Origin of the sequence: Phytohabitans aurantiacus (assembly GCF_027923225.1) — a bacterium.
Taxonomy (GTDB): domain Bacteria; phylum Actinomycetota; class Actinomycetes; order Mycobacteriales; family Micromonosporaceae; genus Phytohabitans; species Phytohabitans aurantiacus.
Genome location: NZ_BSDI01000055.1, coordinates 16,660 through 37,780, shown reverse-complemented (window position 1 = coordinate 37,780; position 21,121 = coordinate 16,660). Strand labels below are relative to the sequence as shown.

The following is a 21,121-nucleotide window of genomic DNA, read 5'->3' as shown; positions in this document are numbered from 1 at the left end:
TCGTGGTGGCACGATCCGGCCCGTGACGGCAGAGATCTGGGACGAGGCAGCCGCGGCGGCCTACGACGGGGCGGCGGCTGGCATGTACGCGCCGGAGGTGCTGGGGCCGGCGGTCGACTTCCTCGCGGCGCTCGCGCCCGGCGGACGCGCTCTTGAATTCGCGGTCGGCACCGGACGCGTCGCGCTGCCGCTCGGCGAGCGCGGTGTGACAGTGTCTGGCATAGACTATTCGCCGGCGATGGTCGATGTGCTGCGCGGCAAACCCGGTGGCGACCGCGTCGAAGTGGTCATCGGTGACATGGCCAGCGAAACCGTTCCCGGGGTGTTCGACCTCGTCTACGTCGTATTCAACTCCATCAGCAACCTACTGTCGCAAGGCGAGCAGGTCGCGTGCTTCCGCAACGCCGCGCGGCACCTGCGCCCCGGTGGCCGGTTCGTCGTCGAGCTGTACGTGCCAGACCTGCGGCGGCTGCCGATCGGCGCGCTGGGCCAACTGTTCCGGGTTGCGGACGACGGCGTCAGCTTTGACACGTTCGACCTCGTGCCCCAACTACTCGTGTCGCACCACTACACAGTCTCGGGCGGCAAGGGCCACATCTTCCGCACGCCGCAACGATTCATCTGGCCGTCCGAATTGGACTTGATGGGCGAGCTGGCCGGCATGCGCCTAACCGAACGCTGGGCCGACTGGTCCCGCTCCCCCTTCGCCGCCGACAGCACCTCCCACGTGTCAGTCTGGGAGAAGCCGTAACCGTCAGGGCCCCGTTCCCCCGATTCGGCTGCCCGCTCAACGCGAGGATGCTGCGGTCCGCCCGCACAGCATTGCGCCCGCTGGCGGGCGGCAGGCACCCCGATGCCCGCCGGCGGGCACCCCGATGCCCGCCGGCCAGCGCCCGGCGCGAGGGCCGGCCGTTCCGCGCCCTGCCGCCGCGCCGCAAGATCGAGGGATGCCGCAATATCGGGGAAGATGCTGCCTCAACCTGCCTCGGACCGCACGAAAACCCGGAAAGTGCTGGGTCCGCGTGCATAGGTCCGGCCCGGACCTGCCGCGCGGGCCTGGAGCGCGAAGCGGCGTCGAGGGCGCCTGCACGGCGGCGCGCCGATCAAGGGCACAACGCCGTTGAGTGAAGCGAGCCGGACCGCCGTCAAGCGGTGGTTCGGCGGGTATAGGCCGGTCGTGGCGCGGGCCGCGAGGGTCTGGGTCGTGCGCGTCGGAGCCTTGCCACAGCGCCGCAACGCCTAACTCAACGGCGTTGATCAAGGACATCTGCATGGATCAAGGGCAAATGCACGCGGAAAGAGATCCAACCACGTGCATTCGCCCCTGATCGGCGTGTAGGGCGTGGCGACACGCCGTACCGGACTGGCGGCAGCGCCGGGAGAGCGCCCGCGCCGCGGACGCCGCGCGGCACGGCGGACGCGCGGCACGGCGGACGCGCGGCACGGCGGACGCGCGGCACGACGGACGCTATGGGTGGCGGGTGGGGAGGAGGATCGCGGACGGGTGGGCCGGGTCGTGGTGGACGGTCTGTGTCGCGGCGACCAGCCGCGTCGCCGTGGCGTGGGGTTCGCCGGTGCCGGGGTTCCTGGCGTAGCGCGGAAAGGCGCCGCTCGACACCTGTACGCGGATGCGGTGGCCGCGCCCGAAACGGTACGCCGTCGGCCACAGGCGCACCTGCGCGCACCGGGTTTCGTCGGCACCGGCCACGCTCACCAGCCCATCACACACGTTCGTCGAGCGGCCGCGTTCGTCCACATCGCACAGTCGCACGAAGACGTCGGCGTGCGGGAGGCTGGAACTGAACCAAATCTCCGCACTCACCTCACCCACCACCTCGACGTCCTCTTCCAGCACGGATGTCGTGTACGTCAGCACATCCGGCCGGGCTTCGAGAGCGCCGTTGTCGACTCTGCCACCGTCGCTCATCCGTACGCCGCCCACGGCGGGTGTCGGGTCGGCCGGGTCGTACCGGTACGTGTCCGGCGCCGCGTCGGCGGGAGTCGATGTGGACAGTCCACCCTCGGCCTGGAGATGGTAGCGGGTCGGCGCGTACCCCGCCGGCGGCCACGTGTCGAAGCCGCGCCACGCCTCCTCACCCATCACGTACAGCCGCACCGGGTCGCGCGGCGGCGGCTCCTCGCCACGGGCGAGCGGCAGCCCGAACTCGACCGCCTCCTGGACGCCGACGTTGGTGAACTCCGCGTGTGTCCACGGGCCGACGGTCAGCCGCGCGGGACGGCCGGCTGACTGCAGGATCTGGAAGTCGCGCAGCTGGCCGGGCAGGAAGATGTCGAACCAGCCGCCGATGGAGCTGACCGGCACGCTCGTCGCGGCGACCCGGTGCCGGTGGTCGATGCCCTCCCAGCGGGGCGCGGCGGCATCGTGCGCGAGGATGTCCTGTACGTAGGCGATGCGGTTTCCGACCGCCGCGACGTCACTGCCCGACAGCGGCAGCGTACCCAGCGCGCGCCTGGTCCGGCGGGTCTGCAGGGGCTGGCGAAACAGCGCCAGTGGGCGCTCCTGGGTGGCGGTCAGCACGCCCCAGCCGAATGGCGTCTCCAGCTCGAACGAGTCGCGGCGCAGGAAGCCCAGCGACAGCGCCGACTCGGTCACCTGCGGGATCATCGCTTTCACCTGGGGCGGCAGCGCGTCGGCGACCGCCCACTGGACGTACCCCATGTAGCTGACGCCGACCAGCACGATCGCCTCGCCGCACCACGGCTGATTGATCAGCCAGTCAAGCGTCGCCAGGCCGTCTTCGCGCTCCTGCCGCATCGGGTCGAACGCGCCGCCGGAGCCGAAGCCGCCGCGGGTGCTCTGCAGCAGCACCTGGTATCCGCGTTCGGCCAGCGGCCGGGCCATGGCGAGGGCGATCGGCCCGCGCCCGTACGGGCAGCGGATCAGCGCGGTCGGCAGCCCGTCGCCGCCCTTTCGCGGCGCCCAGCGGTCGGCGAGCAGCTCGACACCGTCGGGCATCGGCACCCGCAGCCCGCGCTGGACGGCCAGATCGCGGGTGAGCGGCGGGTCGAGTTTCAGGTACCGCTGGAAGAGGTGACTGCTGAGGTTCACGGCCGGGACTCCCTATCGGACGGTCGGCGCGTGACGACGGGCAGCATCCGTAGCAGCCGGTCGGTGAACGCCTCCGGGTCGAGCGGGTCGGGCCCCTCGATCACCCAGGTGTTGATGACGGCGGCTGATCCGCCGGTCAGGAAGAGCGCGAGGTCGTCGAGCAGCTCGGGCGCGGGGTCGCCGGGGGTCATCCACCGCGCCCACGCCCGGTTGAACGGGCTCAGCAGGTCGGTCAGCGCCTTGGTGAGCGCGTACCCGCACGGTCCGGTCAGCATGGCCCGGTAGAAGTCGCGGTGCCGCGCGAAGTGGCTCGCCGCGGCCAGCACGCGGTCACGCTCCGTCAGCGTCTCGTCCGCACTGTGCGCGCGCTCGACAAGATCGGTCTGCGCCAGGTCGAGCGCGGCTTCGAGCAGCAGGGTGTCGCGGTCGCCGAAGTGCTGGTACAGCAGCGGCCGGCTCACGTCGGCGGCGTCGGCGATGTCGGAGACCGGGATGTTCGAGGTGCCCCGCTCGCCCACCAGGGCGATCGCGGCCCGCATGAGCGCGGACCGCGACCGGCGTACGCGTCTGTCCCTGGTCACACCCCAAATATGACAGGTGTAAAGAAAATTGCAAGTGTCAAGAAACGGAGCAGGTCACGGCGGGTGCCGCGTTGGTGCCGTTCCAGTTGGCGAGGAAGCCGAAGGTGGCGGTGCCACCGGCGGCCAGGTTGCCGTTCCAGTTGAGGTTTCGGGCGGTCACCGCAGCGCCGCTCTGGGTGACGGTGGCGTTCCAGTACTGGGTGATCTGCTGACCGTTCGCGTAGCTGAACGTGGCCGTCCACGCCGACGACGACGTGGTCCGTCCATTGCGGACGGTGACCTCACCCTGGAAGCCGCCGGTCCACTGCGACACCACCTTGTAGGTCGCGGTGCAGGCACCGGACGGTGGCGGCGTCGTGGGCCCCGGCGTCGGGGAGCCGGTCGGCGACGGCGTGGGCGAGGTGGTCGGCCCCGGCGGGATGACCCCGTTCAGGACCTGCGCCAGTACCGGGTAGAAGCGGTCGGACATCTTCTGGAAGCCGGCGTCATTGGGGTGTACGCCGTCGCCGGTGTCGGTGGCCGTGTTGAACCCGGTCCACTGGTCGACGACGACGATCGGCGACTGGGCGGTGGTGAGGCTCGCCGCCCAGCCCGGGATGCGGTTGTTGAAAGCGATGACGTCAGCCGGGCAGGTGGCGCACGCGTTGGCGCCCATCGGGATGATCTGCGCCACGATGATCTTCATGTTGGGGTTGTTGGCGCGCATCTGCCCGACCAGCTTGGTGATCGCGGTGATCTTGTTTTCCAGCGGGATGTGGCCGCCCCACATGTCGTTCGTGCCCAGGTGCATCAGCACGATGTCGGGGTTGGTGGCCGACAGCCACGGCGGCAGCTGGTTCTGGTCGGCGATGCCGGTGGCGGAGAAGCCGCCGTGGCCCTCGTGGTCGCCGTCGTGCGCGACCGAGCAGCCACCGCCGGGCTGAGTGCCCACAAAGTCGATGTTCGTGTAACCGGCGCGCTGCAAGCGATCCCAGAGCAGGGCGCGCCAGCAGCCGGGGCCAGCCGTGATGGAGTCACCGAGCGGCATGATGCGCACCGGGGCGGCCGCCGCCGCGGGCCGCACGGCCACCAGCCCGAGCACCGCTACCAGAGCGGCGAGAATCGCGTACAGGATGGGCCTTCTCATGGGTTCACCGCCAGGAGGTGTGCTTTGAAGCCCGCGCCGTACGTCTGCGTCGGCGTGCCCGCGTAGTCCTCGATGAGGACGTTGCCGCTGCTTCCGCAGATGCCCCACGGGTTCCAGGTCCACGCCGTGTAGCCGAGGCCCTTGGTGTCCAACCAGGACATGACCTGGTCGATGTAGTTGTGCGCGCAGGTGTCCTGGCCGATCTCACCGGCGTGTACCGGCACCTGAGCGGCGACCGTCCCGATCTGACTGTCCCAACAGGACGCCGTGATGCAGGCGTTGAAGTTGTACGAGTGCCACGACGCCACGATGTTGTTCAGCGGGTCGTTCGGCTTGTACGCCAACCACTGCGAGAGGTCGTTCGTCCACGTGAGACCGGCGACCAGGAGCACGTTGGTGGCGCCCGTCGCGCGTACCGCGTCGACCAGGTCCTGCATCCCGGCCACCTCGTACGTGATGCCGGTGCAGGTGCCGCCGTCACGCAGGCAGCGCCACGCCGCCGGCATGTCGGACCAGTTGTTGGAGGCGTCCGGGTACGGCTCGTTGAACAAGTCGAACACGACCGCGTTGTTGCCCTTGAAGGCGTTCGCCACGCTGGTCCAGAACTGCGGCGTGTACTGCATGCTCGGCATCGGCTTCTGGCACGTCGCGGCGAGGTCGGCGCAGGCCGAGATGTTGCCGGTGTACTGGCCGCGGGTCCAGTGCAGGTCGAGGATCGGGTTGATCCCGTTGGCCACCAACAGGTTGACGTAGTCCTTGACGCCCTGCTGGTACGCCGCGCCACTCGGCGTGCCGGACAGGCCCAGCCAGCAGTCCTCGTTCAGCGGGATGCGCAGGGCACGGATCTTCCAGGTCTTCATCGCGTCGACCGAGGCCTGGTCGACCGGACCGGAGTCCCACTGTCCCTTGCTCTGCACGCACGCGTACTCGCCGCTGGACCGGTTGACGCCGAGCAGCCGGTACTGCGCGTTCGCCGCCGTCAGGATCTTGTTGCCGCTCACCCGCAGCGCGGGCGCGGCGCCACCAGGCGGCGGCGACGTCGGCGGGGTGGTCGGTGGCGTCGTGGGCGGAGTGGTGGGCGGGGTCGTCGGAGGCGTGGTGGTCACCGGCCCGTTGCACGCGACGCCGTTCACCGAAAACGCCGTCGGCACCGGATTGGTGCCGCTGAACGCGCCGACGAACCCGATCGACGTGGACGCGCCGGTGCCGAGCGACCCGTTCCAGTTCATGCTGGCGGCGGTGACGCGTGCGCCCGACTGGGTCCAGGTCGCGCTCCAGCCCTGTGTGACCCGCTGGCCCGCGGCCGGGAAGTCGAACGCCAGGGTCCAGCTCGTTGTCGGGGAGCCCAGGTTGGTGATGGACACGTTGCCCTGGAACCCACCCGGCCATTGGCTCTGCACCGCGTACGTCACGGTGCAGCCCTCGGCCGCGGCCGACGCGGGCAGCGTGACCGCCACCAGCCCAGCCGCCGCGAGCGTGCCGGCTATGCCGGACGCCAGCAGGGCATGCGGACGTTTCATCTCAGATCTCCTCGGTAGTGAGAGGTGACCATCGATGGGAGCGCGCACAGGAGCTTTCTTTATTAACCTCTTTAAGTCAAGTGGTCTCGCGTGGCACCACCGTCTCCGTTGGACACCACCGCTCCGCGACCGGCTCGCCCTCGACCAGCCTGACCACCGACTCAGCCACCAACTCGCCGAACAGGTGCACGTCGAGGCTCATCGTCGTCAGCGCCGGCGACGCCAGCCGGCACAGGCTGGAATCGTCCCAGGCGATCAGGCTCAGGTCGCGCGGCACCCGCCGGCCCAGCTCCTTGGCCGCGTGCAGGCCCGCCACGGCCATGAGATCGTTGTCGTACACGATCGCGCTCGGCGCCTCGGCCCGCCCCAGCAGCTGCGCGGTCAGCTTCGCGCCCGACTCCTCCGAGTAGTCGCCCTCCACCACGACCGCCTCGACACCGGCCGCGCCTGCCGCCTCCAGCAACGCGGCCGTGCGGACCCGGGTGTGCACGAGCGTGCTCGGCCCGCTGACGCGCGCGATCCGGCGATGCCCGAGGCCGGCCAGGTGGGTCAGCGCGGCGCGCACCGAACCGACGTCGTCCCGCCGCACCGCCGGCGCGCCCTCGACCGGCTCCCCCGCCACCACCACGGGCAGGCCCAACTCGCGCAACACCGCCGGGCGGGCGTCGTCGACGGTCCGGTTGACGAGGATGACCGCGTCGACGAGCCGGTGCCCGGCCCACCGCCGGTAGGCGGCGATCTCGGCGGCGTGGTCGGCGACCACATGCAGCAGCACCGACCGCCCCCGCTCGGCCAGCCGCTCCTCGATGCCGGCGATAAACTCCATGAAGAACGGCTCGGCGCCGAGCAGCCGCGGCGGCCGCGCCAGCACGAGGCCGACCGCGCTGGTCCCTGTCATCCGCACACCTTCCCACGCCATTTGAGCTACCGCGACGTCCGCCGCGGGCGAGACCGTCGCTCCCGCGGCCTCACCCTCCGCGGTTCACGACCCACCCAGTCCCGCGCCACGGCCAAGACCCACCGCTCTGCTTCCCTGGAGGAAACACCCCGGGGGTTGGTCGTGGGAACTCGGTGGGTGAGGCCGCGGGAGCGACGGTATGGCGCACGGCGGACGTCGCGGCAGCTCGAAATGGTCTTTGTTTTCTAGGCGGCGGGCTCGGGCTCCGAGTCGAGGTTTTCGGGCAGGCGCAGGCCGTGGCTGAGCGGCACCAGTTCGGACTCCAGCACCAGCGCGGCGGCTCCGATCGCGGACGCCGACGCGGCAGACCGCGACAACCGCACATCGACGGCGTGCGCGGAGCGCGAGAAGAAGGCGCGCAGCTCCTCCCGCACCACCGGCAGATACACCGAACCGGCGACCGCGAAACTCGGGCCCGTCAGCACCAGTACCTCTAAATCCATGAGGTTGGCAAGGGTGCGTGCTGCCGTGGCAACATAGCGCGCGGAACTCTCCAACATGGACAGTGCCCGCGGCTCGCCGCGGCGCGCGGCGCGGCTGATCGCGGCGAAGTCGCCAGCGACCGACGCCCGTTTCGCGCCGTCGCGCAGGCCGACCGCCTCCGCGACCGCCCGATCGGCGCGCGCGGCCGCCACCACCGCATCCGGACCGGCCACGACCTCCAGGCAGCCGCGCGCGCCGCACCAGCAGTCGGGGCCGTCCGCATGCACGCACACGTGGCCCAGTTCGCCGGCGTTGCCGCTGGGCCCCCGGTAGGTTATGCCGTTGATGACCAGGCCGGCGCCGATCCCGGTGCCCATGTAGAGCGCGGCCGCGGCCGTCGCGGTGCCGAACCCGCCGGCCCACTGCTCCCCCAGCGCAGCCGCGGTCGCGTCGTTGTCGAGCACCACCGGCAGCCCGGTCGCCCGCTCCAGAGCCGGCCCGAGCGGGAAGCCCTCCCACCGCCGCGGCGACGGGGTGGTGCGCGGTCCCGGAAACACGAGGCCGGCGCCGAGTACCCGGTCGCGCTCGACGCCGACACCGTCGATCAGCGCACCGATCTCCCCCGCCATCCGTGCGACGACGGCCGCGGGCTCCTCCGCACCGGGACCCGGCCGGGCGATCCGGGCGACGGCGACACCGCCGAGATTGGTCAGCGCGTACGTCATGGTGCCATCGTCGAGATGCACACCCACCGCATACCGCGACGCATGATCAAGCTGAAGCAGCACCCGACGCTTGCCGCCCGTCGACTCCGCATGCCCAGTCTCGACGACGAGGCCTTCGTTGATCAGCTTGCGCACGAGCGTGGAGATCGTGGGAGCGGTGAAGCCAGTAGCGTTGATCAGCCCGACCCGGCTGATGGTGCCCGCCGCGCGGATGGCGTCGAGGACGGCGGCCTTGCTGCTCGCGTGCGGCTTGCTCACTGCTCCTCTGTCGGCCCGGTCCCCAGTTCGGCCGTGCCAGCATACAAGCAACCCCACCCACCCGGCGCCCCCATCTCCCGCCCTCACGCCCTCCCACGCCCTCCACGCTGCGGCCTCCGCGGCCCGCTCGCGCACCGCGCCCCTCCGCCACCGCCGGCATCCCGCGGCTCGCTCGCGCGGCGGCCCTCCGCTGCCGCCGATCAAGGGCATATGCACGTGCTGGGCCCGCCTGCATCGCCGATCAAGGGCATATGCACGCGGTTTGATCTCTTTTCCGCGTGCGTTTGCCCTTGATCGATGCGATTGCCCTTGATCGACGCTGTTGGGGTGAGCGCTCGGGTCGGACGTCGTGGTCGCCGCCCGCGACGAGCTGTGAACGTTTGTTGCTGCGGGAGCAGCAACAAACGTTCACAGCTCGAGAGGCCCGCTGCGCGGATCGGGACGATCCGGTCGGGCGGCGGCAACTAGCGGCGCCGGGCCGCGGTGGTCGGGCTTGACGCGGCGTCAAAGCCCCTTGGCTCAACGACGTTGCGCCCTTGATCGGCGCCGTGACTGTGGCCGCGGATCGTCGCCGGGATCGTCCGGGCCGGCGAGCTCAACCCGTAGCGCCGCTATGTCGGCGACGACGTTGACGGCATGGTCTGCCGCCAGCCATGGACGCAGCATGTCCACATTGCTGCGTGGATCGCGCGCGACCCATGTCAGACACGGATCGCAGCGCTCCCTGAGGGACCAGCAACGCCAACAGATACGTCGTCAACCGGTCATGCCAGCCTCCGCTACCGCACTGGTCACATCCGCGAACGTCATTGGATCCTGATCTGAGATCCCATCCCAGACCACAAAGGAGCGATATGGGAATTCAGCGCAGAATAATGGCCGCCGCCGCTGGGCTCGCCCTCGCGGTGGCCGGCGCGGTCGGCGTCGCGGCGCCGGCACAGGCGGCGGTGCCCGACGCGCACGGCTTCGTCCTGTGGAACGGCGCCGCTGTAGTACCGTCCGGCACGTGGCCGCCCGCCACCGCTGTATCTGCCGGAGGCGGCGGCTTCTACAAGGTCGTCTTCCCGGGCCAGGCCGCGAAGGGCGGCGTTGTCCACGTCACCGCCATCAACGAGCGTCCAATATGGTGCCAGGCGTTGAAGTGGGGCTTCTCCGGCGTCGACGAGATCGCCTACATCGGCTGCTACCGGCCGGGTGGCGTCGGCATCGATACGCCATTCACGGCGGTCTTCACGAGCAGCTCGCCGCCGGACGGCATACCCGGACACTACGGGTACGTCCACGCGGACCCCTCGGGTGGCATCGTGAGCGAGTACAACTCCGCGCTCGGCAGCGGCAATGTCGTCTCGGCAACCGGCGGACCGGGCGAATACCTGGTGCGCTTCCCCGCGCTGGGCTCACCCGGACCGTTCGACGGCAGCCTCCAGCTCACAGCAGTCAACTCGAGCGTCGGGGCACACTGCGAGGTAGCCAAGTGGGCGTCGAACCCGGCGTCGGTGGACGTGCTGGTGTTCTGCTTCGACGGTGCCGGCGCGAAGCTGAAGACCGGTTTCAACCTGACCTACCAGCTGGAGCGGTCGCTGTTCGGCTCGGCGTACCCGCCGAAGTACTTCGGGTACGTCTGGAACGCGCCGCCGCCACCGGTGCCCAACCTCGGACCGCCTCCGACGAACTTCAACTCGATCTTCGGCACAGGCGTCAACGCCGTCGCGTCCGCAGGTCCGGGGATGACGCTCGTCGCCTTCCGTGGCTTGGCGCAGCGCCCCGACACGGTGCAGGTCACCGCGATGGGGCACACCGGTGAGTTCTGCAACCTGCTGACATTCTGGGGATACAACGGCACGACCGTGCTCGTGCGCAACGTCACCTGCTTCACGGCGGCCGGTGCCCGCGTCGACACCGGCTCGTTCACGAGCTACAACTCCGAGTTCTAGACCAGCTGGGCCGCTCACAGTCTGGGTGGCGGCGATCTGGTCGCCCTTCCGGCGACCAGATCGCCCGATCCCGGGCAGCGGGCCTATCGCCGGTAGGAGAGGCCGGCCTTGGCCCTCACTCAACGGCGTCGATCAAGGGCATTCGCATGGATCAAGGGCGAATATACGCGGAAAAGAGATCGAACCGCGTGCATTCGCCCTTGATCGACGGAAGGGGGCGCGCGGGGCGCGCGGCGCAGTGGCACGGGCGCGGGGCGCGCGGCGCACGGGCGCGGGAGCGCGGCGCAGGGCGCGCGCGGCGCGCGTGGGGCGCGGGGCGCCCAGCGCGTGGGTGCGGGGGGTTATGGGGAAGAGGTTAGGTCGAGGGCGGCGCGGACTGGGTCGCCGGCCCAGCGGCTGGCGAACGCGTCGTACAGGCGCCAACCGGCGCGGGTCAGGGTGCGCTGCCGCTCGATGTGCGCGTCGACCCCATCGGGGTGCACCGCGCAGATCAGCCCGACCGCGCCCTCACCCTCGCCCGCGCACAGGTCGATCCGCCAGCGCCCCACCGGGTACCCGAACCGGACCTGGACCCCGGCGCGTCGCAGCTCGCGGGCGAGCGCCGTCGCCCACTCGCTCGGCGCCTGGCCTTGACCGGGCGCGGAGCGTCCCGGCTGCTCGGCGTGCTGGAAGTAGTCGCCGAGCAGGCCCTGCGGCGATGTTAGCGATGTTACGACCGTCATGTGGTGGCGTGCGCGCGTGACCATGACGTTGAACAGGTTCGGGTCCGCGGCGAACCGGTGCCGTGACGCAGAATCGCCATCCACCAGGCCGAGTGACGCGATGACCACGTCGGCTTCGCTGCCCTGGAAGCCGTGGACGGTGCCCGAGCGCAGGCCCAGCTTCTGAATCTCCTCAACGGAAAAAGCGCTCAACAGAGCTGACTCGATCGCGTCGGCCTGCGCCCGAAACGGTGTGATGACACCGATCCCGCCCTCCGGCGGCGCTTCGGCCAGCCGCCGTACCTCGTCGAGCACCGCGTCGACCTCGGCGCGGTTTACGCCGTCGTCGACGCGCGAGCCGGGCACGCGCACCAGCTCGATGAGGTCGGTGAGCTCATTGCGGGGGTGCCGCGTGACCAATTCGAGGCGGTCGGAGTAGAAACGCCGCGCCGAAAAGCCGATCAGGTGCGGCGCACACCGGTAGTGCTCACCCAGCCACGTTACCGCCGCCGCGCCGGCCGCCACGTCGAACGCGCTCGCCCGCCGCACATCGAGCCGGTCTGCCAGGTGCTCCAAACCGTGCTGGCGCAGCGTTCCGGCAACCTCCACATCGGCCACAAAGGACACGAACCGCAGTTGCCGCGGGTCACCGATCACCAGAGCCCGTTTCGCCCGCGCCAGCACCGGTGCCGCGCGTAGCTGGTCGATGTGGGCCGCCTCGTCGAGCACCACGAGGTCGAACATGCCGGGCGCCGGCGGGAGCAGATCGTCCACATCGGTCACCGTGCCGATCCACAGTGGAAGTGCGCGCACCAATGCCGGTCCGTCGAGGGCGGTGAGCATCTCGCGGCGGCGGTTGCGCCCGGCCCGTAGCGCGGCGCCCAAAGCGGTGGCGCTGCGCCGCGCGGCCGCGTTCCATCGCGCGGAACTCGTGGCCCGGCGCCGCATCGCCGCGCCGACCGCGGCGGCCAGCGCGGCGTCGCCGTCGGCGAGGGCCCGCCACGCGGGCGCCAGATCGGTGCCACCACCAACGGCCAGTCGCGCTGCGGCCCGCGCGGCAACCGCGGCGTCGAGAGCCGCCCGCAGCCTTTCATGGGGTACCGTCGGCGCCGCGCCGAAAATCCGCCGCAGCCGTTTCTCCGTGCGCCTCCGGCGCCAGCGCCGCCACCATCCGCCATCCGTAGCGGTGGCGGCTTCCAGGAGATGGCCGGCCGACGCGTGGTCGGCGTCCACTGTGAACGCCCCGGGCGCGTCGCCTTGGAGCGCCGGGATCGCCGGCTGCCAGCGGGGCAGTTCGGCGGCTCGCCGTTCGGTGTCGAGCGCGGCGGCGATGCCGGCCCGGATCGACGTGACCGGTGCGACGGCCGCCTCCACGGCCGCGGCGATGGCACGCACGCGTTCGGCGTCGGCTCCCGCCTCCGCACCCCGGCTCAGGTCGGCGGCGAGGTCCGCGCGGCGCTCACTGTCGCCGAACAGTACCGGCGCCGGACCATCGTATCGGCGCACCAGGTCCGCGAGCACGTCCGCCGCGTGTACCGACTGTGTGGCCACCAGCACCGAACCGCCCCGGTCGACCACGTCCAGCGCCGCCGCGACCGCCGCGTGACTCTTGCCGCCACCAGGTGGGCCGCCCGCCACTACCACCGGCTCCACCCGCGTGCGGCGGACCACCTCGCGCTGCGCGGCGTTGAGCGGCAACGGCGACAGCGGTTTGTCACCGTCCACTAGGGACGTCTCGTGTGGACGGTCGCCGTACACGTGGCTGAGCGCGGTACTGTTCAGGTCCGGGTGGGCCGCCCACGCCAGTAGGGTGTCCCGCAGCCCGGTCGCCACCACGTCGCGGGTCACGAACAGAGCCGGGGCGGTCACCCCGACGAGAACGGTGTCGTCGGCGCGCTTGGGTGCCTGCGCCAGCACCTCACCGACCGCCAGCCCGGCAGCGGCCGCCGCGGCCTTCACCCAGGCCACAGTTCCGGTCGCGCCCAACCACCCGGTACTCGCCAGCCCCGGCGCCGCCTCCAGTCCCGCCGCGACGGCTCGGTCTTCGATGAGCGGGGTCAGTTCGAGGTCGCCGGCCGGCACCACCCGGTACCCGCGCAGGCCCCACTCCAGCCGCACCGGTTGGGCGAGAAGCGGCAGCCTCACCTTGCGGCGCGCCCCACCAACCTCGGCGCCGCCGACCACGAATGTCCACCCCAGACGCAGGACCCGCTCGTCGCGGCGCAGCGCGTCGAGCGCCGCCAGCCGGTCGACGCGGGTGTTGCGTGGCGCCCGGTCCGGCTCGGCCAGCCACACCAGCGGCCGCCCGCCCCCGGACACGTCCAGCACCCGCTCACCGCCGGCCGGTGCCAGGTCGGCGAGCGCGGCGAGGATCTTCGCAACCTCCATCGCCAGCAGATTCTGCCTGATGGGCGCCACAGCACCGGGTTCCGGTAGCCTCCTGCGGTGAACTTCGATGGGCTGACCGAGACGATGGTGGCCGGGCGGCCGGCGTGGCGGCACGACGGGTCCGGGGTGCTGTTCCGGCGGGTGCCTGTCGGCAGGTACCGGATGGGCCTATCGGACGCGGAGATGGCGACGCTCTCCGCCTACGATGACGCGGCATTGCTTTTGGGCGACGCACACCGCATGCGTCCAACCCGGACTGTCACGGTCGAGCCGTTCCTGATGGCACGCCACCCGCTGACGATCGCGCAGGTACGGCATTGGTTGCCCGACTACGAAGACGACTACGCCGACGGCGAGGACGACGACGAGCACACGGCCGCCGCCTGGAGGACGAGTGGCTCGGCGCGCTGCTGAAGGCGCTGCCTTTCCGGCTCCCCACCGAGGCCGAGTGGGAGTACGCGGCGCGGGCCGGCACGACGACGTTGACCTGGCGCGGTGACGAGGCGCCGACCGAGGAGGACCTGCTCGGCCGGTTCGGTGCCGAGGCCGAGGTGGCCGCCAGCGAAAACGCGTTTGGGCTGGCGGCGATGGGTTCGCTGACCGAACTCTGCGCCGACCGGTACGGAATCGGATACGCCGAGCCGGCTCCAGCGGACGCACCACTCGTCGTACGCGGCGGCGCCGTCGACCTCAGCCCGTGGCAGGACTGCGGCGAGTGGCTGCTGGCGCTGTCCGCGTCGCGCGGCCGGCAGGACATGTTCACGTCTATTCGCCCGGTCATCTGACCTGATCGAGCGGCCATACCAGCTCGAAGCGCTCGAACACGGTGGGCAGATTCGCCGCGAACGGAACGCCAACGTTCTCGCAGACGCGCGTGAAGTACCGGCGGTGCGCGTCCTCCCAGTAGGCGAGGCTCCGGTCACCCTCACCCTCGTCCCACGCGAACGCCGCGTCCACCTGATCGAGCGGCTTGATCTCGACGCCGGTGGTACGAATGACGCATACCGGCTCACCGTCCCCGCCGAGCACCACCCAGTGGTCACCCGGACGCGGTATCGGCTCGCCGTCACGCTCGAACTCGAGAACCAGGCCGGCGGTGGCGCGCTTGGGACCGTGCCGAACCAGCGCCGCCAGCTCGTCGGCGAGGGCCGGCGAGTCCCCGAAAGCGAACGAACCGACCAGCGCGGCGTCGACGCCGGTCGCCCGCCGGTACTCGTTCCACAACCGCTCCGCTTCCGTCACCCTCCTATAGTGCGGGGCGTGGCCGGGGTGACGACGGCGCCTGGATACTTCTTGCGGGCGATGCTGCTCGGCGACCGGAAGCTGCTACGACAGCTGCGTGCCCCCGCGTGCGCCGAACCCAAGGCGCTGGCGGCGGTCCTGTATGGACTCTTCTCGGCGGTACTCGGCCGCCTGTGCCAGGGCCGTTTCGGGCCCGCCGAGATCCGCGCCTTCGCCGAACAAGCGGCCGGCCTGCCCCTGGTCCTGGAGAAGGTCACCGCCGAACAGATCGTCCAGGTCATCGAGCTGGAGGTGGAAGGGCCGGGCGAGTCCATCGATCCGCGAGCCCTCACGGCCGCCTACTACGCGGTGATCTTGGCGGCGGCACGCGAGCTGCGGTTCATGCCCGGCGACGTGGAAGACCTGGTCGTCCGGGCCGAACGGCTGGCGGCGCAGGGTGGCTACGAACCGGCGCCGTACTCCCCCGGCGTTCTCATGAGGCTGCGCTTCGATCGTGCGGAGCTGCGCAGGTACGGCTGGGCCCGTCGCGACGAGTGGGCTGCCGACCGCTCGCGACGCCACGACGGCTGAGCAGGCCAAGCGCGCCGCCAGGTGCGGTGAGAGCGCGGCGCCGGCGGGCCGCCGATCAAGGCCAATCGCATGGATCAAGGGCAAATGCACGCGAAAAAGCGATCAAACCACGTGCATTCGTCCTTGATCGGCGGGGAAGGGGCGGGCGGCGCCCGCGGCGGAACGGGCGGGCGGCGCGCGCGGCGGGCGGCCGGCGGCGGGGGGCGGAGCGCGGACCGGCCCGGCGGACCGGGGACGGCGGGGGTGAGGGGGGTCGCGTGTTGGTTGGGTCCTGGTGAAGGGCACAGGATCGGTGGCTAGAGTGTCGCGGAAGTGCTTTTCCCCGCGAACCACCCGAAAGGCCTAAACATGGCGAAAGCCGATATCGACGCCCACTTCGTCGGCCAGGTGCGTCAGGCGCTTGCCGCGCGGGTGGACGCGGTCGTCGAGGAGGGCGCGGGGGACGCGTGGCGCGGCCTGCAGCATCGCCACCTCGCCGAGCGGATAAAGGTACTGGTCGCGGCGGCGTGCGGTGCGGCCGGGTACGCGGGCGGCGCGGATCTGCTCGATCACGGCGTCCGCCTCGCCGGGCACCTGCGGGAGCTTCAGGGGCCGAGCGGGCTCTTCACCGGCGGCGACAACGTGGACTCGCCGCCCGACTCGGCGTTCAGTGTCAACGATCTCGCTGACTCGCTGCTCATGCTGCGGCGCGCGGAAGGGTCGGCGCATCCGCTCGCCAAGGAGCTCGAGCACTTGCTCGCGGCCGCCACGCCCGGGCTGGTCAGTGGCGGCGTGCACACGCCCAATCATCGCTGGGAGCTGTCGGCGGCTCTGGCCAGGCTGTTTCGGGTCGCGCCCGAGGCGGCGCGGCCGGAGCTGGCGAGCCGGGTCGAGCAGTGGCTGGCCGAGGGCGTCGACATCGACGGCGACGGCCTGTACTCCGAGCGCAGCGCCAACTATGCCGCCTTCGTCTCGAACCCGTCGCTGCTCGCCATCGCCGAAATCTTCGACCGGCCGGAACTCGTCGACGCCGTCGAGCGGAACCTGGACGCCACGCTCGACCTGCTGCTGCCGGACGGGACGGTGGAGACCGTACTGTCCCGGCGGCAGGACCAACGGTTCCCGGTGACGCTGTCCGCGTACCTCATGCCGCTGCGCCACGTCGCGAGGGTGCGCGGGCGCGCGGACCTGGCCTGGGCCGCGGACCTCGCCCTTGCGCAGGGGATTCTCATGCCGGCGGAGGTCGCCGCGCACCTGGTGCTGCATCCCGACGCCGCGCTCGCGCTGCCCGCGGCGGCCGAGCCCGCGCGGACCCGGCAGCGGCTCTTCGGGGCGGCCGGGCTGCTCGTCGACCACCGGCCCGCGACCACGACGGTCGTCTTCGGCGGCTCGGACTACGCACGCCACCGGCGGATCCGGTCCGGGCTGGCGAACTCGCCGACGTTCCTGCGGTTCTTCGCGGGGGCGGCGGTCCTCGACAGCGTGCGGCTCTCGCGAACCTTCTTCGGCCTCGGCCCGTTCCGCGCCGGCGGCCTCGCCGTCCAGCGCGACGCCGGCGGCGCGACGACCGCGACGCTCGCGGAGACCGTGAGCGCCGCCTACTACCAGCCGCTCGCGCGGCAAGACCACGACGCGGCCGGCGACTACCACCTGGTGGACGAAGGCCGCTTCAGCGCCGCGATGGATTTTGGCCGGCGTACCGCTGACGAAGTCACGCTGGACACGATGGTGCGGGCGCGGCTCACCGCCGAGGGTGTGGAGCTGGACGTCGACCTCGGCGGAGCGAGCGTGGACTGGGTGCTGGAGCTGGCGTTCCGGCCGGGCGGCACGGTGACCGGGGCCCGCCCGCTCGGCGGGGACCGGTGGCAGCTCGACGCGGGCGCCGCGCGGTACGAAGTCGACGGCCACGCGATCACGGTGACGCTGGTCGACGGCCCGGACACGCCGGCGCTGGCCGCGGAGCCGTCATACGAGCCCGGAGAGGAATATCGGTACCTCGGCGGTACGGACGCCGCAACGGGACAGTTACTGTACGTAACCGGACGCGTCCCGGCGCATCTGCGACTCCTCCTCACCGGGAGCGCTCCATGACGTGCCTTTGCTAGGCATTCCGGGTACATGACGTCCGTATGTCAGGACAATTTTTTACGTGAGTATGTCCTGACTATTGACGCGGTAAGCGCTTGCCCGTTAACGTCCGTCGCCTACAAGGGCTGCGTGGATCACAAGGAGATAACACCGATGACGACTTCTCTTCGACGCTGGCGCTGGTTGCCAGTGGTCGTCGCGACCGCGGCGGTGCTGACCGCATGCGGCTCCGGTTCTGACGACGACTCTTCATCCTCGGGTGACGCCAAGAAGATCACCTTCTGGCTGTCGACCGCAGCGCAGATTCAGGGGTACACCGACCTCGCCAACGAGTTCAAGGCGAAAGAGGGCATCGAGGTCGAGGTCGTCAACCAGCCCTACGACGGGTACCAGGACAAGCTGCGCCAGTCCGCGCAGGCCAACTCCCTGCCCGACGCCGCCAGCGTGCCGTCGCTGGACAACCTCTGGCTCAACCAGCTCCAGGACCTCAGCGCGACCGCCAACAACGACGCCAACAAGATCAATAAGGACCTGATCACCGAGCAGGACGGCAAGGTCCTCGCGATCCCGTCCGACCTCACCGCGGCCGGCCTGTTCATCAACAAGAGCCTCTTCACCAAGGCCGGAGTCACCGTGCCGGCCGACCCGGCGCAGACCTGGACGTGGGACGAGTTCCTCGCGGCGGCGACCAAGGTCCGCACCGCGACCGGCGCCAAGTACGACCTGGTCTACGACAACTCCCCCGCCCGCATCCGGGCCTTCATCTACAACAACGGTGGCAAGGGCTTCCAGCTCGGCTCCGACGGCAAGTACCAGAAGCCGGACGCCGCGACCATCGCCGCGCTGGAGAAGTTCAAGGCGATGAACGACGACAAGGTCATGCCGAAGTCGGTCTGGACCTCCGGCGCCGACCCGAACGCCCTGTTCAAGAGCGGCCAGGTCGTCGCCTACTTCTCCGGCGTCTGGCAGGTGCCGGACTTCGCCGAGGGCATCACCGGCTTCGAGTGGGCCAGCGCGCCGACCCCGGGTCCGGTACACGCGACCGACATCAACCTCGGTGGCAAGGTCGTGGCGTTCAACAACGACGGCACCGCCTCGGCGGCCAAGAAGTGGGTCGACTTCCTCTTCCAGCGGGACAACTACACCAAGCTGGCGCAGGCCAACGGTTACCTGGCCGTCGAGTCCGGTCTTTCGCTGACCTACCCGTTCAAGTCGCAGGCCGCGCTGGACGCCTTCGCGCTCTACAACAAGGAGATCGAGCTCGCCGACCCGATCTCGGCCTCCGGCCAGGCCAACGGCACCAAGCTCATCCTCGAGGGCAAGGCCATCCAGGACGACCCGACCAAGGCCGAGATGGCGAAGTACATCAACGGTCAGCAGGACGTGCAGAAGACGGTCGACAACATCGTGAACGGCCTCAACTCGCAACTCGGCTGACGCCTTTAACGCGGTCCGCCGGCATCGAAGGATGCCGGCGGCCACCGCACGTCGGGAAGGTCATCGCACGTCCCAGAGGAGAGCACGATGGTGGACAGCATCCACCCGACGGCCCCAGCGCCGAGCACGGAGGTGCGGCGAGGGCCGGAGCCGGTCAGACGGCGCCAGCAGGGATGGCGACGGCGGCGGCTGAACAGGTATACCGGGGCACCGCTGGCGCTCATCTCGATCAACCTGCTGCTGTTCATCACGTTCTTCGTCTGGCCGGCCGCCACCGGCCTGCTCTACTCGTTCACCAGCTACACCGGCGTCGGCGACGCGCCCTACGTGGGGTGGGACAACTACCAGAAGCTGCTGCAGGACGACGCGTTCTACTCGGCGCTGATCCGCACGCTGATCTACACCGCGGGCGTGGTGCCGCTGACGATCGTGCTCTCGCTGGGCACGGCGGTGCTGCTCGTCACCGACTACGCCAAGGGCAAGGTCGTCGCCCGGATCATCTTCTTCCTGCCGTGGCTGATCTCCCCGATCATCGTGGGTGTCATCTGGCGCTGGATGTTCGGCGAGAACTTCGGCCTCATCAACTACGTCATCACCAAGCTCGGCGGCAGCGAGGTGCCGTGGCAGTCGAACGCGAACCTGTCGCTGATGGTCGTCATCTTCGCCGCGGCGTGGGCCGGCACCGCGTTCAACATGCTGCTGTTCGTCGCCGCGATCAAGAACGTGCCGACGTCGTACTACGAGGCCGCGTCGCTGGACGGCGCCGGCTCCTGGGCCAAGTTCCGCAACATCACGCTTCCCGCGATCGCGCCGACGACCTTCATCGTGGTGCTGCTGAGCATCCTGCACTCGATGAAGGAGTACGCGCTGTTCGCCGCGGTCAACGACGGCGGCCCCGGGACCGAGAACAACCTGCTGGTCCAGTACATCTACACCAAGGGCTTCGAGCGGGCCCAGATCGGCTACGCGAGCGCGGCATCGTTCGTACTCATGCTGATCCTCATGATCGTCGCGATCGTGCAGCTCAGCATGAACCGGCGGAAGGACTCCTGACATGGCCGTCACCACCGCGCCGCCGCGACCGCCGGCACCGCGCCGCCGCAAGAAGGGCACGACGGGCGAGCTGCCCAAGAAGGTCGGCGCCACCGCGATCATGTGGCTGATCGTTGTCGTGTACGGCTTTCCGGTCCTGTGGTTCCTGCTCAGCTCGATCAAGCCAGCCGGTGAGCTGTTCTCGTACCCGCTGACGCTGTTCCCGAAGAACCCGACGTTCAAGGGCTTCACGCAGGCGTGGACGAGCTTCGACGTCGCGCAGTACTTCATCAACACGCTGATCGTGGCGGTCTCGGCGACGCTCCTGACGATCATCGCGAGCGCTGCGTGCGGCTACGCGCTGGCGAAGTACAACAACTGGTGGATCAAGGCGTTCACCGTCTGCATCCTGGCGACGACGATGCTGCCCGGTGAGGTACTGCTCGCACCGCTGTTCCTCGTCGTGCGCGACCTCAACATGTACAACAGCCTGTCGGCCGTCGTCGTACCGGCGGTCATCACGGCGACCGGTACGTTCATGTTCCGGCAGTTCTTCCTGACAGTCCCCGACGACCTGCTGGAAGCGGCTCGCATCGACGGGTCGAGCGAGCTGTCGACGTTCGTGCGCATCATGCTGCCGCTGTCCCGGCCGATCATGCTGACGCTGGCGATCTTCTCGTTCCAGTGGCGGTGGAACGACTACATCTGGCCGTTGGTGGTGCTCAACGACCCGAGCAAGTACACGATCCAGATCGGTGTCGCGACGATCGTGGGCGCGGAGAACGTGAACTGGTCGGTGCTGCTCGGCGCGTCGGTGCTGTCGATGATCCCACTCGTACTGATCTACCTGGTCTTCCAGAAGTACGTCATGAACGCCGACATCAACGCGGGCCTAAAGGACTGATGGTTCGAGGCGGCGGGCTCCCCTGCCGCCGGGCTCCCCTGCCGCCGGCCGCGCCGGCCGCCGCGCCGGCCGCCCCGGCCGCTCTTCCCGCCGGCCGCCCTCTGCGCCGATCAAGGGCGAATGCACGTGATTGGATCTCTTTTCCGCGTGCATTCGGCCTTGATCCATGCGAATGGCCTTGATCG

17 protein-coding genes are annotated in these 21,121 nt (G+C 70.2%); 9 read left to right on the top strand and 8 right to left on the bottom strand.

Annotated features, from left to right (window positions below):
- Positions 1–22 precede the first annotated feature (22 nt).
- Positions 23–751, top strand: coding sequence for a class I SAM-dependent methyltransferase (locus QMG73_RS37020; RefSeq protein ID WP_281903625.1), 729 nt, complete (start codon positions 23–25; stop codon positions 749–751).
- Between the two features lie 717 nt (positions 752–1,468).
- Here the strand turns inward: QMG73_RS37020 and QMG73_RS37015 are convergent.
- The 6 genes from QMG73_RS37015 to QMG73_RS36990 all read right to left on the bottom strand — a co-directional run bounded on the left by QMG73_RS37015 (position 1,469) and on the right by QMG73_RS36990 (position 8,661).
- Entirely contained in the window at positions 1,469–3,070 is a 1,602-nt protein-coding gene (locus QMG73_RS37015; protein ID WP_281903624.1) for a CocE/NonD family hydrolase, read from the bottom strand.
- Positions 3,067–3,651, bottom strand: a complete 585-nt coding sequence (locus QMG73_RS37010; RefSeq protein ID WP_281903623.1) for a TetR/AcrR family transcriptional regulator — start codon at positions 3,649–3,651, stop codon at positions 3,067–3,069. The genes QMG73_RS37015 and QMG73_RS37010 overlap by 4 nt, the downstream gene beginning before the upstream one ends.
- 37 nt (positions 3,652–3,688) lie before the next feature.
- The gene (locus QMG73_RS37005; RefSeq protein ID WP_281903622.1) at positions 3,689–4,777 is read right to left on the bottom strand and encodes a cellulose binding domain-containing protein; all 1,089 of its coding nucleotides are present in this window, start codon (positions 4,775–4,777) and stop codon (positions 3,689–3,691) included.
- On the bottom strand, positions 4,774–6,297 hold the full coding sequence (locus tag QMG73_RS37000) for a cellulase family glycosylhydrolase (RefSeq protein ID WP_281903621.1): 1,524 nt from the start codon (positions 6,295–6,297) through the stop codon (positions 4,774–4,776). The genes QMG73_RS37005 and QMG73_RS37000 overlap by 4 nt, the downstream gene beginning before the upstream one ends.
- A gap of 76 nt (positions 6,298–6,373) precedes the next feature.
- Positions 6,374–7,195, bottom strand: coding sequence for a LacI family DNA-binding transcriptional regulator (locus QMG73_RS36995; protein ID WP_281903620.1), 822 nt, complete (start codon positions 7,193–7,195; stop codon positions 6,374–6,376).
- A 245-nt stretch (positions 7,196–7,440) separates the two neighbouring features.
- The gene (locus tag QMG73_RS36990; protein WP_281903618.1) at positions 7,441–8,661 is read right to left on the bottom strand and encodes an ROK family transcriptional regulator; all 1,221 of its coding nucleotides are present in this window, start codon (positions 8,659–8,661) and stop codon (positions 7,441–7,443) included.
- An 875-nt stretch (positions 8,662–9,536) separates the two neighbouring features.
- Between QMG73_RS36990 and QMG73_RS36985 the strand changes: the two genes are divergently transcribed.
- Positions 9,537–10,595 (top strand): hypothetical protein, encoded by a 1,059-nt coding sequence (locus tag QMG73_RS36985; RefSeq protein WP_281903617.1) that lies wholly within the window; start codon positions 9,537–9,539, stop codon positions 10,593–10,595.
- 341 nt (positions 10,596–10,936) lie between these two features.
- On the opposite strand, the gene QMG73_RS36980 is transcribed toward QMG73_RS36985, so the two are convergent.
- Positions 10,937–13,684 carry an AAA domain-containing protein gene (locus QMG73_RS36980; RefSeq protein ID WP_281903616.1) on the bottom strand — a complete coding sequence of 916 codons (2,748 nt, stop codon included), beginning with the start codon at positions 13,682–13,684 and terminating at the stop codon, positions 10,937–10,939.
- 57 nt (positions 13,685–13,741) lie between these two features.
- On the opposite strand from QMG73_RS36980, the gene QMG73_RS36975 reads away from it, so the two are divergent.
- Together QMG73_RS36975 and QMG73_RS36970 are read left to right on the top strand one after the other, a co-directional pair.
- Positions 13,742–14,098: a hypothetical protein gene (locus QMG73_RS36975; RefSeq protein ID WP_281903615.1), complete on the top strand. Its 357-nt coding sequence runs from the start codon at positions 13,742–13,744 to the stop codon at positions 14,096–14,098.
- Positions 14,002–14,469 (top strand): formylglycine-generating enzyme family protein, encoded by a 468-nt coding sequence (locus tag QMG73_RS36970; protein ID WP_281903614.1) that lies wholly within the window; start codon positions 14,002–14,004, stop codon positions 14,467–14,469. Before QMG73_RS36975 ends, QMG73_RS36970 begins: the two co-directional genes overlap by 97 nt.
- Here the strand turns inward: QMG73_RS36970 and QMG73_RS36965 are convergent.
- The gene (locus tag QMG73_RS36965; RefSeq protein ID WP_281903612.1) at positions 14,462–14,926 is read right to left on the bottom strand and encodes an ASCH domain-containing protein; all 465 of its coding nucleotides are present in this window, start codon (positions 14,924–14,926) and stop codon (positions 14,462–14,464) included. The genes QMG73_RS36970 and QMG73_RS36965 overlap by 8 nt on opposite strands.
- Before the next feature lie 18 nt (positions 14,927–14,944).
- On the opposite strand from QMG73_RS36965, the gene QMG73_RS36960 reads away from it, so the two are divergent.
- The 5 genes from QMG73_RS36960 to QMG73_RS36940 all read left to right on the top strand — a co-directional run bounded on the left by QMG73_RS36960 (position 14,945) and on the right by QMG73_RS36940 (position 20,936).
- A complete protein-coding gene (locus tag QMG73_RS36960) occupies positions 14,945–15,496 on the top strand; it encodes a hypothetical protein (protein WP_281903611.1) in 552 nt (183 codons plus the stop codon).
- A 348-nt stretch (positions 15,497–15,844) separates the two neighbouring features.
- The gene (locus tag QMG73_RS36955) at positions 15,845–17,566 is read left to right on the top strand and encodes a hypothetical protein (protein ID WP_281903609.1); all 1,722 of its coding nucleotides are present in this window, start codon (positions 15,845–15,847) and stop codon (positions 17,564–17,566) included.
- A gap of 150 nt (positions 17,567–17,716) precedes the next feature.
- Positions 17,717–19,000 (top strand): ABC transporter substrate-binding protein, encoded by a 1,284-nt coding sequence (locus QMG73_RS36950; RefSeq protein WP_281903608.1) that lies wholly within the window; start codon positions 17,717–17,719, stop codon positions 18,998–19,000.
- Positions 19,001–19,087: 87 nt separating this feature from the next.
- A complete protein-coding gene (locus QMG73_RS36945; protein ID WP_281903607.1) occupies positions 19,088–20,053 on the top strand; it encodes a carbohydrate ABC transporter permease in 966 nt (321 codons plus the stop codon).
- A gap of 1 nt (position 20,054) precedes the next feature.
- A complete protein-coding gene (locus QMG73_RS36940) occupies positions 20,055–20,936 on the top strand; it encodes a carbohydrate ABC transporter permease (RefSeq protein ID WP_281903606.1) in 882 nt (293 codons plus the stop codon).
- The last annotated feature ends 185 nt before the right edge of the window (positions 20,937–21,121 follow it).